This is a genomic window from bacterium 336/3, assembly GCA_001281695.1.
Taxonomy (GTDB): domain Bacteria; phylum Bacteroidota; class Bacteroidia; order Cytophagales; family Thermonemataceae; genus Raineya.
Window position 1 is genome coordinate 189,050 of the sequence record LJIE01000001.1, and the last position, 16,827, is coordinate 205,876.

Genomic DNA, 16,827 nt, shown 5'->3' on the forward strand with positions numbered 1-16,827 from the left:
ATAAAGTTTAAACAAGTGTTTAACATCTTTTTTATAATATTTCAAGTAATTCACTCAACATCATGGCAGTAGCCCCCCAGATAATTTTACCATCTACATCATAATAAGGTGTTTCAAATGTATATTGTGGGGTTTTAATAGTCGTTTTTTTGATAGTTTCAGGGTGTTTGAGATGCTCAATATTTGCTGAAAAAATTTCAGCAACTTCACTTGGATTAGGTTTTAACAAAGGTGGTGTATTTGTATATGCCAATGTAGGATATACCATAAAATTACTTGCAAAGACAAACAATGGACTAAGTTGTCCTATGACCGTTATTTGTGATGTATCCAAATGCACTTCCTCTTCTGCCTCTCTCAAAGCAGTATGAATTACATTTTTATCTGTTTCTTCTTTTTTCCCACCTGGGAAAGCCACTTGTCCACTGTGTACTCCTTTTTCAGTGGATGGTCTTAAAATAAAAGGTAAATGTAATTGATTAGATTCAGGATATAATAAAATAAGGACTCCTCCTTCTCTTGTTTGTTCATTGGGCTGCATATCAAAATAACGGTTCTTAAATGTCTCAGAAACCATTTTTATTTGTGAACCCATTCCTGGCAAACCCTCTTTTATCCTTTTTTCTATATTTTGTATTCTCTCTTCAAAGTCTTTCATAGTACTTTTCCTATGTAATTGTATGGGCTAATTGCCTTTAATTCTTGTTTGATTTCTTCTCCTAACTCCAATTCTTCAATAAAAGTTTGAATAGATTGTTGTGTAATTTTATCCTTAGTTCTTGTCAAATTTTTAAGTGCTTCATATGGTTTAGGATAGCCCTCTCTCCTTAATATTGTTTGGATAGCCTCAGCTACAACTGCCCAGTTATCTTCCAAATCATCTTTTAAAGCTTGTTCATTCAGTTCTAATTTATCAATACCTTTTAAAAGAGACTTATAAGCAATGATTGTATGAGAAAAAGGTACTCCAATATTTCTAAGTACTGTAGAGTCTGTCAAATCCCTTTGTAGCCTCGAAATTGGGAGTTTTGCCGAAAGATATTCAAAAAGAGCATTGGCTATTCCCAAATTACCTTCTGCATTTTCAAAGTCTATAGGATTTACTTTGTGTGGCATGGCTGATGAACCTACCTCATTAGGATTTATTTTTTGTTTAAAATATCCCATGGAAATATATTGCCAAATATCACGAGCAAAATCCATCAAAATGGTATTAAGCCTTCTAAAATTATCAAAAATTGCTGCTAAATTATCATAATGCTCTATTTGTGTAGTAGGGTAACTTCTTTCTAGCCCTAATAATTTAACAAACTCCTCTGCAAATTGGTGCCATTCTATTTGTGGATAAGCCACATAATGAGCATTCATATTACCTGTAGCTCCTCCAAATTTAGCAGAAAAGGGAATATTTTTAAGTTGTTCTTTTTGTCCTTTTAGTCTTGAAACAAATACCTTCCACTCTTTTCCTATAGTAGTAGGGCTGGCAGGTTGTCCATGTGTATGAGCAAGCATTGGAATATTTTTCCAAGCTTCTCCAAAAAAATCTATTTTCTCTAACAGTTTATCAAAGGCAGGCAAAATGGCTTCATCCAAAGCATGTTTTAGACTTAGAGGTATAGCTGTATTGTTAATATCCTGAGAAGTAAGTCCAAAATGAATAAACTCTTGGTATTGAGAAAATCCCATTGTTTCAAAATGGTTTTTAATGAAGTATTCCACAGCCTTTACATCGTGGTTTGTAGTTTTCTCAATAGCTTTAATATTTTCTGCATCTTCAGGCTGAAAATTCTTATATATGTTTCTCAAGTTATCATATTGAGTGCTATCAAAATTTTGTAGTTGGGGTAGTGGTTTTTGGCAAAGAGCTATAAAGTATTCTATTTCTACCCATACTCGATAACGAATCAGTCCATATTCAGAGAAATACTCTGACAAATCTTTTGTTTGTGAATGATACCTCCCATCTATAGGCGAAATAGCAAAAAGCGTACTCATAAAATAATATTGATGTTTAGAAAAGAAGTCGCAATTTAAATAAACTTTGAGAAAGAAGAGAAATAAAAAAAACTTTTACATAAATCTGACAAAACCTGAAAAAATGTCAGTATTTATATGACATTAAAAATTGCTAATTAAAAATTATAAAAATCTGATTTCAAGATAATTACACACTTAAAAGGTTTTGGCTAACAAAATAAAAAAAGAACTGGCATACAAAATGCAATAAAGTAAGTACGAATTTTAGCATAGTCTAAACATAAACATTAAAAAAAAATATGGCAAAGAATAAGTTGAAAATCACTCCTCTTGCTGACAGAGTTCTTGTAGAACCTGCTGCTGCTGAAACTAAAACAGCTTCTGGCATTATCATTCCTGATACTGTAAAAGAAAAACCTCAAAAAGGTATAGTGGTAGCTGTTGGAAAAGGCAAAAAAGATGAGCCTATGACAGTAAAAGAAGGTAATGAAATTCTTTATGGCAAATATGCTGGTACAGAGATTACAGTTGATGGCAAAGAGTACCTCATCATGCGTGAATCTGATATTTTTGCTATTCTTTAATCTGAAGTCCTCAACTTCAAACTAACATTTCCTTTCATTATTAAAAACCAATCAAACGTAAAACGTTATGGCTAAGAGAATATTTTTTGAAACAGACGCTAGAGAAAAATTAAAAAAAGGGGTTGATACTTTGGCTAATGCCGTGAAAGTAACCCTTGGACCTAAAGGAAGAAACGTAATTTTAGATAAGAAATTTGGAGCTCCTGCTATCACTAAAGATGGTGTAACAGTTGCAAAAGATATCGAATTGAAAGATTCTATTGAAAATATGGGTGCTCAGTTAGTTAAAGAAGTTGCTTCTAAAACTGCTGATATGGCTGGTGATGGAACAACAACTGCAACTGTACTTGCTCAAGCTATCTTTAATGCTGGTATCAAGAACGTAGCAGCAGGTGCTAACCCAATGGATTTGAAAAGAGGTATTGATAAAGCTGTAATTGCTGTAATTGAAAACCTTAAAAAACAATCTAAAACTATCAAAGGCAATAAAGAAATTGCTCAGGTAGCTACTATTTCTGCAAATAGTGATGAAGAAATTGGAAACTTGATTGCTGATGCAATGGAGAAAGTAGGTAAAGATGGTGTTATCACTATTGAAGAAGCGAAAGGTACTGCTAATGACATCAAAACTGTAGAAGGTATGCAGTTTGATAGAGGTTATCTTTCTCCTTACTTCGTTACAAATCCTGAAAAAATGGAAGCTGAGTTAGAGAAGCCTTTCGTTTTAATTACAGAAAAGAAGATTTCTTCTATGAAAGAAATCCTTCCTGTATTAGAACAAGTAGCTCAATCTGGCAGACCTTTATTAATTATCGCTGAAGATGTAGATGGTGAAGCATTGGCTACTTTAGTAGTAAACCGTTTACGTGGTGCATTGAAAGTATGTGCTGTAAAAGCTCCTGGTTTTGGTGATAGAAGAAAAGCTATGTTACAAGACATCGCTATTTTAACTAATGGCGAAGTAATTTCTGAAGAAAAAGGATTCACTTTAGAAAGTGCTGGTAATTATTTAGGTGAAGCTAAGAAAATCATTATCGACAAAGATAATACAACTATTGTTGATGGTAAAGGTTCTAAAGATGCTGTAAAAGCTCGTGTAAACGAAATCAAAGCTCAAATTGAAGTAACAACATCTGACTACGACAAAGAAAAATTACAAGAAAGACTTGCAAAACTTTCTGGTGGTGTAGCTATTCTTTATGTAGGTGCTGCTACTGAAGTAGAAATGAAAGAGAAAAAAGACAGAATGGATGATGCTTTGCATGCTACTCGTGCTGCTATTGCTGAAGGAATCGTTGCTGGTGGTGGTGTTGCATTGGTAAGAGCTATTGAGGCTTTAGACAGTGTAAAAGTTGAGAATGATGACCAAGCTACTGGTGTAAACATTATCCGTCAAGCTTTAGAATCTCCTTTAAGAACTATCGTTGCAAATGCTGGTGGTGAAGGTTCTGTAATTGTAAATAAAGTAAAAGAAGGTAAAAAGGATTTTGGTTATAACGCTCGTTTAAACCAATTCGAAAATATGTTTGAGGCTGGTATCATTGACCCTACAAAAGTAACTCGTTTGGCTCTTGAAAATGCTGCTTCAATTTCTGGATTATTACTTACAACTGAGTGTGTAATTGCTGACGAACCAGAAGAAAACAATGCTCCTAAAATGCCAGCAGGCATGGGAGGAATGGATGGTATGATGTAATATCACCTTCTCAATAAAAAAGCCACTCAATTGAGTGGCTTTTTTATTTTTATTTGATGAATGGATTAGACCATTTTTTATCTGTATAAATATTTGTACCACTAAGTGTTCGCATAAAAGCAACTAATGCATCTTTTTCTGTTTGTGTTAGTTGCAAATTTTGGGCATTACCTTGTGGAAGAAGTCGGGGATCAAGATTAGTGTTCCCAGTAATACTTGCCATAGGTATTTGATTATAATGATTTACAACTCCTAATAGTTGGTTTGTAAAACCATTGTGCATAAAAGCTCCATTGCTTGAACCATCTACTTTTACAACATCTCTGATAGATGGTGAACGAGTAACTGTAAAATCCGTTCCTCCTCCTATCACACCAATTATACCATTATTTCTGCTATTGGGGGCTATATCAAACTCAGGAGCTCTATGACAACCTCCACAACCCGCACCTCCACCAATACGAACACCATTTGCATCTAATTGTGGAGGAGTTAAAAACAAATTCTTTCCTTGATTTTCTAAAGCTGTAAAATTTGCAAAAGGTGCACCGTCATTTGGAGCATTTGCTCTTCCTACATCATATTTGGCATCAAATGATTGGATACTTCTAATAAAAGAAGCCAAACTTTCTTGCAATCTTGCCTCTGTGATTTCTGAATCACCATAAGCAGACTTAAACAGTACTTGATAATAGTCAATTGCTTTTAGTTTTATGAGTAAGTCGTTAAGGCTTGGATCACCATCTTGCCCACTATACCCCATTTCTTTATGATCCTGAATGGGTTTAGTAGTTTGGTTTTCTAAAGAAGTAGCTCTTTCATCCCAGAAAAAACGAGTTTCTGTAGAAAATGCAGCATTCACAAGTCTCATAGAGTGTCTTCCAGTTGTACCATTCACACCTGTACTTGCTAAATTAGGGTCTCCAAAGGCTGAACTTTGCTGGTGACAACTTGCACAAGAAATTGTATTGGTTAAAGATAAACTTTTATCATAAAACAACACACGCCCCAAGGTAGCTTTTGCATTGGAAGCAACTGTTCCATTTCTTTTGGTGATGTAAGCAGGCACTGTTTGATTTGCATAATTTGCTAAACTTTTCAAATCAATGTTAGAGCCAAAAAACTCCGCCAATATATTGGCATCTTGCGATGGTGTAGGCAGTTCTGTATCATTACCAGATTTTTTACTACAAGAACCCAAACATAAGGCTATCAGTAGCATTCCATAGTTAAAAATTAAGTTGCTTCTAAACATAAATAAACATTTTTTTTAACTTAGATATTTGAAGAGCAAAAAGGTTTAAGGCTATTCTTAATTTTTTTTGATAAGCTTTTTATTCTTTCTTATTTTCCAATTTTTATAATTATCTTTGTGTAGAGAAATACATAACAACGCATTTTTTTATGATAACAGCCCATCAAGAAATTCAAGGTATTTTAGAAAAGCTTGGTATTAAAACACATAATCCAGCTTATAGCACAGGCTTAGTTTGGGCAGAACTAAATAGCCAAAGAAACACAAAACAAATTTTTTCACCTATTAATGGAGAGTTGATAGCTACTGTGGAAATGGCTACTGTACAAGACTATGAAATAGTTATAAAAAAAGCAGAAGAAGCTTTTAAGATTTGGAGAAAAATCCCTGCACCCAAAAGAGGAGAAATAGTAAGACAAATAGGAGATAAATTAAGAGAACATAAGGAGGCTTTAGGGAAATTAGTTACTTACGAAATGGGTAAGATTCTCCAAGAAGGCTTAGGTGAAGTCCAAGAAATGATTGATATATGTGACTTTTCAGTAGGACTTTCTCGCCAATTGTATGGTTTGACCATGCATTCTGAACGCCCAGACCACCGTATGTATGAGCAGTGGCATCCATTAGGTATTGTAGGTATTATTTCAGCTTTCAATTTTCCTGTAGCTGTTTGGTCTTGGAACTCCATGATTGCTGCTGTTTGTGGAAATGTTTCTGTCTGGAAACCCTCAGAGAAAACTCCTCTTACAGCATTAGCTTGTCAGAATATTATTGCAGATGTATTAAGAAGCAATAATCTGCCTGAAGGTGTATTTAGTTTAATTATTGGAGATGCTACTATTGGCGAAAAAATGTCTAATGATACAAGAGTTCCTTTAGTTTCTGCCACTGGTTCTACACGCATGGGTAAGAAAGTAGGAGAAGCTGTTTCTAAAAGATTAGGTAAGACTATTTTAGAATTAGGAGGAAATAATGCTATTATTATAACAGAAAATGCTGATTTAGAAATGGCTATCAGAGCCACTTTATTTGGGGCTGTAGGTACAGCTGGTCAACGTTGTACAACAACACGTAGACTTATTGTGCATGATTCAGTTTATGAAGAAGTGAAAAACAGATTAGTAAAAACTTATCCTAATTTACCAATTGGTAATCCTTTGGATTCTAAAACATTGGTAGGTCCACTTATTGATCAAGATGCTGTTAAAATGTTTGAAAAAGCATTGGAACATGTTCAAAAAGAAGGGGGGAAACTTTTGGTAGGCGGAACAGTTCTTTCAGAAAAAGGAAATTATGTAACCCCTGCAATTGTAGAAGCAGAAAATAGTTATGAAATGGTACAAGAGGAAACTTTCGCACCAATTTTATATCTTATCAAATATAGTGGAGAAGTAGAAAATGCAATTGCCATCCAAAATGGTGTAAAACAAGGACTTTCTTCTTCTATTTTTACTACCAATTTATTACAAGCAGAAACATTTTTGGCTTATGCTGGTTCTGATTGTGGTATTGCCAACGTAAATATTGGTACATCAGGAGCTGAAATTGGAGGTGCTTTTGGTGGTGAAAAAGAGACTGGTGGAGGAAGAGAATCTGGCTCTGATTCTTGGAAAGCCTATATGCGTCGCCAAACCAATACTATCAATTATAGTACTCAGCTACCCTTGGCTCAAGGAATAAAATTTGATTTTTAAAAAAAAATTATTTATTTGCTAACTCAAGTTTAACTCAATAATAAAGAACTATATGGCAGCCCAAAAACCTTATAAAGCTATTATGCTCATTGATGATAATGAAATTGATAACCTTATTAATCAAAAAATTATAGAAGCTTCTAATATTTGCGACTATATTTTTACACATACAGGGGGCAAGAGTGCCATAGAATTTCTGAAAAATATCGAAAAAATAGCCCCTATTACAGGTAATCAGGGCTTGCCTGAGCTTATTTTTTTAGATATTGATATGCCTTTAATGGATGGTTTTCAGTTTTTAGATGAGTTTGATACACTTAGTCATACTACAAAAGAGTATTGTAAAATTGTGATGCTGACATCATCTATCAACCCTCAGGATATGAGCAAGTCAAAAAAATATCAATATGTTAAAAAGTATATCAATAAGCCCTTATCTCCTGACAATCTCAAAAAATTAGAGGTTTAGGCTGACAAATACTGACATTTTTACAAAAAGCATCTTTTATATTTTTAAAAGATGCTTTTTGTATATCATAACATTCTATTGGTAAAAGAAACTACGCCTTTCATAAATCTTTACGTTCTATTAAGATTCATTTTTTTATTTTTGCAAAACATTTTATTTCCAAATAAAAGTTTGTTTTAAATCATTTTAAACAACAAAATCGTTATCTTATTTGGCATAACATTTGTGAAGTAATTTGTATTATTTTATTCTTAAATTTTTAATCAAAAAAAGTATTCCTATGAAAAGAATTATTCTTTCAGCAGTAGTTGTAGCTTCTTTAGCTTTTGGTGGTTGCAAAAACAAAAATGCAGATAACCCTACTTCAGTTCCTACAGGTAAAGCGACTATCACTGGTTTAGCAACTGTAGATTTAGATTTAAACCAAACTGGTCGTCAAGGTTCTGTACCTACTGGTCTAAAAGTTTCTGTAATTGTTAGCACAAAATCTCTTGTATTAAATCCTTCTTCTAGTGTAACTTATGCTGATAAAGTATATGAAGCAACTATTGGTTCTGATGGTAAATATAGTGTAGAAATTGACGCTGTTGAAAAACCTTTCACAGTTTCTGTACGTGGTGGTGATTTTGAAGCTAATCAAGTTCCTGCTCTTGGTGGTACTGCTGTTCGTAAAAAATTCAGCGTTGCAGCTGCAGATGTAACTGTTTACAAAGGTGGTTCATTCATCCAAGATTTAGCTTACTAATATTCTCCATTAACTAGAAACAGATTAATTCAATGAAAAAAATATATTCTTTTCTGGCAGCATTCGCACTTTGTGCAAATGTATTTGCTCAAGATGAAACTTCTTTAACTTCTAAGAAAGGTACTCCTATTTTACCTGAAGAGAAAGAGTTTGCTATTGGAATTAGTGCCAACCAATTTTTAAATTATGTAACAAGAGGAGCCGCAAACCCTTCTTTTACTTACGTAAACAACCCTAGCAACGTTCCTGTAGCTTTATTTGGTAAAAAAATGTTGAATGCAAACACAGCTTTAAGAGCAAGATTTGCCTTAAATACTGGAGCTAATACTCAAAAAGCTATCGTATTTGCAAGCAATATATCTCCTGATCCTTTAGCTCCTTCTTTCAATGAAGATTGGAGAACTGTAACATCTACAGATGTTTTATTGGCTGGTGGTTACGAAAAACGTAGAGGAAAAGGAAGATTGCAAGGTATTTATGGTGGTGAATTCCTTTTTGGTGTATCTGGAAACAGAGTAAAATACCAGTATGGCAATGCTATCACTCAAGATTTCAATGCTCCTGAAACTACAAACTTTGCTGGTAACACAAATAATACAAATGGTTTCTCAAGAGTTTTAACTGAAAGAAACAGTGCTAATTTATTTGTTGGTGCTAGAGGTTTCGTAGGTGTTGAGTATTTCTTTGCTCCTAAAATCTCTATTGGTGGCGAATTTGGCTATACTTTAGGTGGAAGCATTCAAGGAAAAGGTATTGTTACAACTGAGACTTGGGACAGTGCTGCTGGTTCTGTACGTAAAATTGAAACTGAAGTATTCAGAAATGGTGGATTCTCTAGTATTAGAGCTGGTGTGGATAACCTTAATGGAGCTATCAACGTTTTATTCTACTTCTAATAATACAATAAATATTTTTCAAAACCCTACAAAATCAATTTTGTAGGGTTTTTTATTGCATAAAAAATAAAAATTTTCATAAATACTTCTATTTCTTTGGCTTTTCTCTTTTCAAAGTCTTTTGCAAATTGTAATTTTGCAAAAATTTTTACTTCACAAAGCGATGGCAGATTACAATTTCAGAGAAATAGAACCCAAATGGCAAAAAAATTGGGCAGAGAAAAATACTTATCAAACACAAGAAAATTCTTCTAAGCCTAAATATTATGTACTCGATATGTTTCCTTATCCTTCTGGAGCTGGTTTGCATGTGGGGCATCCTCTGGGTTATATTGCATCCGATATTATTGCTCGCTATAAAAGAGCTAAGGGCTTCAATGTATTGCACCCAATGGGTTTTGATAGCTTTGGTTTGCCTGCTGAGCAATATGCTATCCAAACAGGGCAACATCCTGCCATTACTACTACTGAAAATATCACTCGTTATAAAGAACAATTAAAAAATATTGGCTTTTCGTATGATTGGGACAGGGAAGTACAAACTTCTGACCCTAATTATTACAAATGGACACAATGGATTTTCATGCGTTTGTTTGAGGCTTGGTACAACAAAGCAACAGACAAAGCTGAACATATCAATATGCTTATTGCTGAATTTAAGAAAAATGGTAATGCACAAGTAAAGGCTGTTTGTGATGAAGACACCCCTGTATTTTCAGCAGAAGCATGGAATGGGTTTTCTGAACAAGAACAATCTGACATTTTATTAAAATATCGTTTGACATACCTTGCAGACGCATACGTAAACTGGTGTCCTGCATTGGGAACTGTACTAGCCAACGATGAAGTAAAAGATGGTGTTTCGGAGCGTGGTGGCTATCCTGTGGAGCGTAAATTGATGCGTCAGTGGATGATGCGTATTACAGCTTATGCAGAACGTCTTTTGAACGATTTAGAAACATTAGATTGGTCAGAGAGTATCAAAGAAGTACAAAAAAACTGGATTGGTAGAAGTATTGGAGCTGAAGTTACTTTCAAATTGGCTACCAATGAAGCCACCATTACAGTTTTTACGACTCGTATAGATACTATTTATGGAGTAACTTATTTAGTTTTAGCTCCTGAAAATGAATTGGTTAGCCAGATTACAACACCTGCTCAGAAAGCAGAGGTAGAAGCTTATGTAGAAAAAGCTACCAACCGAAGTGAAAGAGACCGTATGGCAGATGTCAAAACTGTTTCAGGTGCCTTTACAGGCAGTTATGCTATCAATCCGTTTACCAATGAGCAAATTCCTGTTTGGGTTGCTGAATATGTACTGGCTGGTTATGGTACTGGTGCCGTAATGGGTGTACCCAGTTCAGACGATAGAGATTATCGTTTTGCAATACATTTTAATTTACCTATTGTAAGAGTAATAGAAGGTACAGAAGATGCTGAGAACCCAACAGAGAAGAAATATGGCAAGATGATTAATTCTGGATTTTTGAGTGGTTTGGAAAGCAATGAAGCCATTGAAAAAGCTATTGAATTTGCAGAAAAAAATAATTTTGGTGTAAAAAAAGTGAACTACAAAATGCGTGACGCAGTGTTTAGCCGTCAGCGTTATTGGGGTGAGCCTGTACCCGTTTATTTTAAAAATGGTATTCCCAAACTCATTGAAGAAAAAGAATTGCCATTGGAACTTCCTAAAATTGACAAATATTTACCTACAGAATCGGGTGAGCCACCTTTGGGCAGAGCAGAAGACTGGAAATATCAGAATGAATATGAATACGAATTAAGCACTATGCCAGGTTGGGCTGGTAGTAGCTGGTATTGGTTGCGTTATATGGACGCAAACAACGATAAGGAGTTTGTAAGTAAAGAGAAAGAACAATATTGGCAAAATGTAGATTTGTATATTGGTGGTGCTGAGCATGGTACAGGACACTTGTTATACAGTCGTTTTTGGAATAAAGCATTATTTGATTTAGGTTATATTTCAAAGCCTGAGCCTTTCCAAAAAATGATTAACCAAGGAATGATTCAGGGACGTAGTAATTTTGCTTATAAGGTTTTATATAAAGAAGTTCATGCTTCTAAAAGATTGACAGAATATTTACTTCCTTTAGGTTTTACGCAAGAAACTACTTCTGGCGATTTGAAATTGGATTTTCTACACAAAGAAAAAAATATTGCTGTTGAAATTCGTTCGCAGTCTATCATCAAAGAAAATTGGCAAGAGTATTTAGCAAAATATGCCGAATTTATGCCACAAGGTTGCCAAGTAATGTTTGTTTCTGTAGAGGAAATTTTTGTGAATGTTGGTGAAACCATTGAACGCATTAAAACAGCCTTGAGTGGAGGTGATTTTTTACAATTCCCTTTAAATGATTATGAATTACCTAATTTATTCGTTTCTCATAATCTCAGAAAAGATTATGAAACCATTGATTTGCACGTAGATGTAAATATTGTAGAAAATGAAATTCTTGATATAGATGCTTTTAGAAAGTGGCGACCTGATTTAGAAGATGCAGAATTTATTTTAGAAGATGGAAAGTATATTTGTGGGTATGAAGTAGAAAAAATGTCGAAGCGTTGGTACAATGTTGTAAATCCTGATAATATTGTAGAACGTTATGGGGCTGATACTTTGCGTTTGTATGAAATGTTTTTAGGTCCTTTGGAGCAATTTAAGCCTTGGAATACCAACGGAATTGAAGGAACTCACAAGTTTTTGAGAAAATTATGGCGTTTGTTTCATGATGATAAAGGAGAATTGAATGTTTCGGAGACTGAACCTACCAAAGAAGAGTTTAAAGCTTTACACACAGCCATCAAGCGTGTAACAGAAGATATTGAACGTTTCTCTTTCAATACACCTGTAAGTACATTCATGATTTGTGTAAACGAACTGACTGATTTAAAATGCAATAAAAAGTCTATTTTAGAGCCATTATTGGTGTTGCTTGCTCCTTATGCTCCGCATATCACAGAAGAATTGTGGAGTTTATCAGGGCATACAGAAACCATTAACACAGCTAGTTATCCTATTTTAGAGGAGAAATATTTACAAGAAGATTCGTTTTCTTATCCTATTTCCATCAATGGCAAGCATAGAACAAACATTGAGTTTGCTTTGGATATGCCTAAAGAAGCCATTGAAAAAGCTGTATTGGAGAACGAAATTGTACAAAAATGGTTAGAAGGGCAACCTGCGAAAAAAGTGATTGTCGTTCCAAAGAAAATTGTAAACGTAGTAATCTAAGCAGTGATGAGTTATAAATGATAAATTATTGTATGTTATTTGTGTTTCTACTCATTACTCTGTACTAAATATTATGTATCAAAATAAAAAAGTAATTGTTGTTTTACCTGCTTATAATGCAGCAAAAACCTTAGAACAAACCTACCAAGAGATTCCTTTTGAGTATGTGGATGAAGTGGTTTTGGTAGATGATGCCAGCAAAGATGACACTGTAGCTGTTGGTCAGAAGCTTGGTATCAAGCATATTGTCGTTCACGAGAAAAACAAGGGTTATGGTGGTAACCAGAAATCTTGTTATAAAAAAGCTATGGAGTTGGGTGGGGATATTGTAATCATGTTACACCCTGATTATCAGTATACTCCAAAACTTCTGATTGCCATGATTTCCATTATTGGAAATGATTTATATCCTGTTGTATTTGGTTCTCGCATACTGGGCAAAGGTGCTTTGAAAGGAGGAATGCCCATGTACAAATACATTGCAAACCGTTTCTTGACGTTTTCGCAAAATGTATTGATGAATCAGAAACTCTCTGAGTATCATACAGGTTATAGAGCTTTTTCGGGAGAGGTAATTAAAAGTATAGATTTTACTTATAATTCTGATGATTTTGTGTTTGATAATCAGATGATTGCTCAAATTTTTTATAAAGGTTACGAAATTGGAGAAGTAACTTGTCCTACCAAATATTTCAAAGAGGCTTCTTCTATCAATTTTAAGCGTAGTATGAAATACGGTTTTGGGGTTTTGGGAGTTTCGTTGAGATATTTCTTTACAAAGCTGGGGATTTTCAAGTGGAAAGTTCTGACAGGGAAATAAATTTATTGGAAATTGGAGATGAGAGAAAAAATTATTTAAAAGTTTTTTCTCTTTCTTTCATTTCCTTGCATCCCATATCTCAAGTCTAATATCTAAAGTATGATTGCTGTTATTCAGCGTGTAAAAAACGCATCTGTAACCATTGAGAGAAAACTCCATTCGGAAATTGGGGTAGGTTTGCTTGTTTTGTTGGGTATCGGGCAAGATGACACCCAAGAAGATATTGACTGGCTTGCCAAAAAAATTGTACAGATGCGTATTTTTTCGGATAGCGAACAAAAAATGAACCTTTCGGTACAAGATGTGGGTGGAAATATTCTGCTTGTAAGTCAGTTTACATTATTTGCAAGCACCAAAAAAGGCAATCGTCCTTCGTTTATTGAGGCTGCCCGCCCAGAAATAGCGATTCCTCTTTACGAAAAATCTATTGCTATATTTTCTCAAGAATTAGGTAAATCCATCCAAACAGGTGAATTTGGAGCAGATATGCAAGTAAATTTACTCAATGATGGTCCTGTTACCATTATCATTGATTCTAAAAATAGGAAGTAACTCTAATCATTTTTCAGGAGTTAATCTCCCCAGCCTTTTTTTAAGAATTTATATAAAATACTTGCTGGATTTACATTATCATAATCGTAATATCTACTATAAATTTTTGTATCTCCATAAATATTTTCAAGATAAGAAATTGTAAAACTTGTGTAAAGATGATTTGTATATTTAGTACAATCTATAGTATTTTTTACTGTTTCTTTTAAATCAAAATATTCGATTTCTTTTATTCCTTGTAATATCCAATCTTCATTCTTATGTCCTGTTCCTATCTCATAATCTTTAATATATAGCTTACCTTTTATATTTTGAGTAATTACAAGCATTTTTGGAGAACGATATTCTAATGTCCTAAAAAAATGTCCTGTCAACTCTATTATAAACATTCTATCTTTCAACTTTCCTTCTTTTTTTAAATATCTCAAAAAATCATTACGCTCAAATATTCTTAGTTCTTTATAAACATCCTTCAAAATAAACCAAGAGCTATCATTTTTACAAGTTTGATAATAGGCATCCATATTTGCTTCTGTAACATCATCCCATTTCATAACTAATTTATGAATATCATCTTTTTGAGGGGAAAAAGCTGTTAAACAGAAAATAAAAAATATTGAGTACATAGACCTCTTTTTTAATGTAAAATCTTAAAAACCAATTCTTTGAGTATATCCCCCTCTTCCATACTTCCTGATTCTACGCCTTTGCTTTGCAGGTCGGCTTCTCGTAAGAAATGAATAATTTGTATCACTTTGGGCAAAGGGTATTTTCGGCTGGCATTTAGATAATCTTTCACAAAAAAACGATTGACACTCAGGAGTTCAGCCAAAGCATTATCACTTTTGTCTGTGGTTTGGTGAGTAAGCAATACTTTTGTAAAAAACTGAAACAGAATGGTTACCATCGGGATAATGGGGTTATCCTTTGGGTTTTGTGAAAAAACATGAATAATCCTATTGGCTTTGAGTATATCTTTGTCTATCAGGGTTTTCTGCAAATCGAAAATACTGTATTCTTTACTTTGTCCTACATACTTTCTTACCAAATCTTCTTCAATTTGTTTACTTCCACCAATATTCAAGAGCATTTTATCTATTTCGCTAGCGAGCCTTGTCAAATCGCTTCCTACAAATTCGGCGAGCAGGAGGGTAGCTGTAGGTGAAATACTATATTGCTTTTGGCGAACATAACTTTCTATCCATTTGGGTATTTCGTTGTCATAGGGCTTTTTACTTTCAAGCACCACAGCGTTTTTTTCGAGGGCTTTGTAAAGGGCTTTACGTTTGTCTAATAATTTGTGTTTGTGAGCCAATACCAGAACTGTACTAGGAGAAGCTGTTTCTATATATTTTTGAAGCACTTTATGGGCTTCATCACTACGTAAATCGCTGGTTTCCTGAAACTCTTTGATTATTACCACCTGTTTTTCTGCCATCATGGGGAAACGGCGGGCATTATTTACAATTTGTCCCATTTGGGAGTCCTTGCCATACATCACAACTTGATTGAATCCTTTTTCGTGTTCAGGTAGGGCGTTGGCTTCAATATAATCAGAAATTTGGTCTATATAATAAGTTTCCTCGCCATGCAAAAAGTAAATAGGAGCTATTTTTTTAGACTGTAAATCTTTGAGAATATCTTCAGGTTTTGATATAGGCATGATGCAGTTTATTTTCTATACAAACTTATAAGGTTTGAAATTATTAATTAATCGAAATAAAAACTTATAGGCTTTGTTTTAATTCAAAAATAGATAAAAAAACGTAATTTTATACACAAAATCCCTCTAAAAAACGTTCTATTAAAAACAGACAATCTTATCTAATGAAATTTTTTAGTTATTCTATTATCGCTTATACGTTATTTTTATACAGTTGCAGTTCAGGAAATGGGAAAAGCAAGGATACTCCAAGCAATAACGCCCCTAAAAAAGAACCTCCTGTTACAGTAGAAGCTATTATTGCAACTGAAGTAGATTTTACAAGTCCTTTGGAAGTAAGTGGCTCATTACAATCGCAAGATTTTGTAGAAATTCGTCCTGAAGCTTCTGGAAAAATTGTGGCTTTGAGTATCCCCGAAGGTAACTTTGTAGGACAAGGAACTGTACTTGGTCGCTTAAATAGTGATGATTTACAGGCTCAACTCAAAAAAAATCAAGCTCAATTAGTTCTTGCAAAAAAAAATGAAGAAAGACTCAAAAAGCTTTTGGAAGTAGGTGGTGTAAACCAACAAGAATATGACCAAGTTTTGAGCCAAGTACAAAGCCTGCAAGCTGATATAGAGTTTGTACAAGCTCAAGTCAGGAAAACTGTCATTACAGCACCTTTTTCAGGCAAATTAGGACTTCGACAAGTGAGTTTGGGAGCTTATGTTTCTCCTAATAATATTATTGTTACACTCCAAAATACGAATATTCAGGTAGATTTCAATGTTCCAGAACAATATATTCAAAAAATAAAACTTGGCGAAAAAGTTTCGTTGAAAGTGGAAGGTACTGAAAACTTACTCAATGCTCAGATTATTGCTATAGAACCTCAAATTAGTGCTACTACAAGAAATTTAAAGGTAAGAGCAAGGGTTGAAGGTAGTACAGAAGGCGTTTTAGGAGGTATGTTTACTCGTGTATTTGTAGGTACAGCCCAAACCCAAAAAGCTATTCTTGTACCTAGTAATGCCATTATTCCTGAAACAAGAGGCAAAAAAGTGGCTATTATACGAAGTGGTAAGGCTATTTTTACTGATGTAGAAACAGGTGCAAGAAAAGAATCTAAAGTTCAGATTTTAAAAGGTTTAAAAGCAGGTGATACAGTAGCTACTACAGGTATTTTATTTTTAAAGCCTACAAGCCAAGTGATTGTTAAAAAAGTTATTCAATAATAGAGT

The 16,827-nt window shown here is 34.0% G+C and carries 15 protein-coding genes; 10 read left to right on the plus strand and 5 right to left on the minus strand.

Annotated elements, in window-relative coordinates; all coding sequences use genetic code 11:
* Positions 1-31 precede the first annotated feature (31 nt).
* Both AD998_00805 and AD998_00810 read right to left on the minus strand, forming a co-directional pair.
* Complete coding sequence (locus AD998_00805; protein KOY84880.1) at positions 32-658, minus strand: hypothetical protein; 627 nt, start codon at positions 656-658, stop codon at positions 32-34.
* Positions 655-1,995, minus strand: coding sequence for an adenylosuccinate lyase (locus tag AD998_00810; GenBank protein ID KOY84881.1), 1,341 nt, complete (start codon positions 1,993-1,995; stop codon positions 655-657). The genes AD998_00805 and AD998_00810 overlap by 4 nt, the downstream gene beginning before the upstream one ends.
* Before the next feature lie 281 nt (positions 1,996-2,276).
* Here AD998_00810 and AD998_00815 point away from each other — a divergent pair, with 281 nt between their 5' ends.
* Together AD998_00815 and groEL are read left to right on the plus strand one after the other, a co-directional pair.
* Positions 2,277-2,561 carry a molecular chaperone GroES gene (locus tag AD998_00815; protein KOY84882.1) on the plus strand — a complete coding sequence of 95 codons (285 nt, stop codon included), beginning with the start codon at positions 2,277-2,279 and terminating at the stop codon, positions 2,559-2,561.
* Positions 2,562-2,628: 67 nt separating this feature from the next.
* The gene (gene groEL, locus AD998_00820; protein ID KOY84883.1) at positions 2,629-4,257 is read left to right on the plus strand and encodes a molecular chaperone GroEL; all 1,629 of its coding nucleotides are present in this window, start codon (positions 2,629-2,631) and stop codon (positions 4,255-4,257) included.
* Between the two features lie 49 nt (positions 4,258-4,306).
* Here groEL and AD998_00825 read toward each other — a convergent pair whose 3' ends face one another.
* A complete protein-coding gene (locus AD998_00825) occupies positions 4,307-5,419 on the minus strand; it encodes a cytochrome C peroxidase (protein ID KOY87998.1) in 1,113 nt (370 codons plus the stop codon).
* Between the two features lie 242 nt (positions 5,420-5,661).
* Here AD998_00825 and AD998_00830 point away from each other — a divergent pair, with 242 nt between their 5' ends.
* The 7 genes from AD998_00830 (at position 5,662) to AD998_00860 (ending at position 13,941) form a co-directional block, all read left to right on the plus strand.
* Positions 5,662-7,206, plus strand: a complete 1,545-nt coding sequence (locus tag AD998_00830; protein ID KOY84884.1) for an aldehyde dehydrogenase — start codon at positions 5,662-5,664, stop codon at positions 7,204-7,206.
* A 52-nt stretch (positions 7,207-7,258) separates the two neighbouring features.
* Positions 7,259-7,675: a chemotaxis protein CheY gene (locus AD998_00835; protein ID KOY84885.1), complete on the plus strand. Its 417-nt coding sequence runs from the start codon at positions 7,259-7,261 to the stop codon at positions 7,673-7,675.
* Positions 7,676-7,955: 280 nt separating this feature from the next.
* A complete protein-coding gene (locus AD998_00840) occupies positions 7,956-8,420 on the plus strand; it encodes a hypothetical protein (protein ID KOY84886.1) in 465 nt (154 codons plus the stop codon).
* Between the two features lie 32 nt (positions 8,421-8,452).
* Positions 8,453-9,316, plus strand: coding sequence for a hypothetical protein (locus tag AD998_00845; GenBank protein ID KOY84887.1), 864 nt, complete (start codon positions 8,453-8,455; stop codon positions 9,314-9,316).
* 163 nt (positions 9,317-9,479) lie between these two features.
* The gene (locus AD998_00850) at positions 9,480-12,569 is read left to right on the plus strand and encodes a leucyl-tRNA synthetase (GenBank protein KOY84888.1); all 3,090 of its coding nucleotides are present in this window, start codon (positions 9,480-9,482) and stop codon (positions 12,567-12,569) included.
* Between the two features lie 73 nt (positions 12,570-12,642).
* Positions 12,643-13,389: a glycosyl transferase family 2 gene (locus AD998_00855; protein ID KOY84889.1), complete on the plus strand. Its 747-nt coding sequence runs from the start codon at positions 12,643-12,645 to the stop codon at positions 13,387-13,389.
* A gap of 99 nt (positions 13,390-13,488) precedes the next feature.
* Entirely contained in the window at positions 13,489-13,941 is a 453-nt protein-coding gene (locus AD998_00860) for a D-tyrosyl-tRNA(Tyr) deacylase (GenBank protein KOY84890.1), read from the plus strand.
* A 20-nt stretch (positions 13,942-13,961) separates the two neighbouring features.
* On the opposite strand, the gene AD998_00865 is transcribed toward AD998_00860, so the two are convergent.
* Positions 13,962-14,567, minus strand: coding sequence for a hypothetical protein (locus tag AD998_00865; protein KOY84891.1), 606 nt, complete (start codon positions 14,565-14,567; stop codon positions 13,962-13,964).
* An 11-nt stretch (positions 14,568-14,578) separates the two neighbouring features.
* Positions 14,579-15,604, minus strand: a complete 1,026-nt coding sequence (locus AD998_00870; protein ID KOY84892.1) for a DNA polymerase III subunit delta — start codon at positions 15,602-15,604, stop codon at positions 14,579-14,581.
* 164 nt (positions 15,605-15,768) lie between these two features.
* Between AD998_00870 and AD998_00875 the strand changes: the two genes are divergently transcribed.
* Positions 15,769-16,821, plus strand: coding sequence for a hypothetical protein (locus AD998_00875; GenBank protein ID KOY84893.1), 1,053 nt, complete (start codon positions 15,769-15,771; stop codon positions 16,819-16,821).
* Positions 16,822-16,827: the final 6 nt, after the last annotated feature.

Bases quoted from the DNA above. Each gene is read 5' to 3' on its own strand.
- AD998_00805 (KOY84880.1), bottom strand. From the start codon at position 658: ATGAAAGACTTTGAAGAGAGAATACAAAATATAGAAAAAAGGATAAAA.
- AD998_00810 (KOY84881.1), bottom strand. From the start codon at position 1,995: ATGAGTACGCTTTTTGCTATTTCGCCTATAGATGGGAGGTATCATTCA.
- AD998_00815 (KOY84882.1), top strand. From the start codon at position 2,277: ATGGCAAAGAATAAGTTGAAAATCACTCCTCTTGCTGACAGAGTTCTT.
- groEL (KOY84883.1), top strand. From the start codon at position 2,629: ATGGCTAAGAGAATATTTTTTGAAACAGACGCTAGAGAAAAATTAAAA.
- AD998_00830 (KOY84884.1), top strand. From the start codon at position 5,662: ATGATAACAGCCCATCAAGAAATTCAAGGTATTTTAGAAAAGCTTGGT.
- AD998_00835 (KOY84885.1), top strand. From the start codon at position 7,259: ATGGCAGCCCAAAAACCTTATAAAGCTATTATGCTCATTGATGATAAT.
- AD998_00840 (KOY84886.1), top strand. From the start codon at position 7,956: ATGAAAAGAATTATTCTTTCAGCAGTAGTTGTAGCTTCTTTAGCTTTT.
- AD998_00845 (KOY84887.1), top strand. From the start codon at position 8,453: ATGAAAAAAATATATTCTTTTCTGGCAGCATTCGCACTTTGTGCAAAT.
- AD998_00850 (KOY84888.1), top strand. From the start codon at position 9,480: ATGGCAGATTACAATTTCAGAGAAATAGAACCCAAATGGCAAAAAAAT.
- AD998_00855 (KOY84889.1), top strand. From the start codon at position 12,643: ATGTATCAAAATAAAAAAGTAATTGTTGTTTTACCTGCTTATAATGCA.
- AD998_00860 (KOY84890.1), top strand. From the start codon at position 13,489: ATGATTGCTGTTATTCAGCGTGTAAAAAACGCATCTGTAACCATTGAG.
- AD998_00865 (KOY84891.1), bottom strand. From the start codon at position 14,567: ATGTACTCAATATTTTTTATTTTCTGTTTAACAGCTTTTTCCCCTCAA.
- AD998_00870 (KOY84892.1), bottom strand. From the start codon at position 15,604: ATGCCTATATCAAAACCTGAAGATATTCTCAAAGATTTACAGTCTAAA.
- AD998_00875 (KOY84893.1), top strand. From the start codon at position 15,769: ATGAAATTTTTTAGTTATTCTATTATCGCTTATACGTTATTTTTATAC.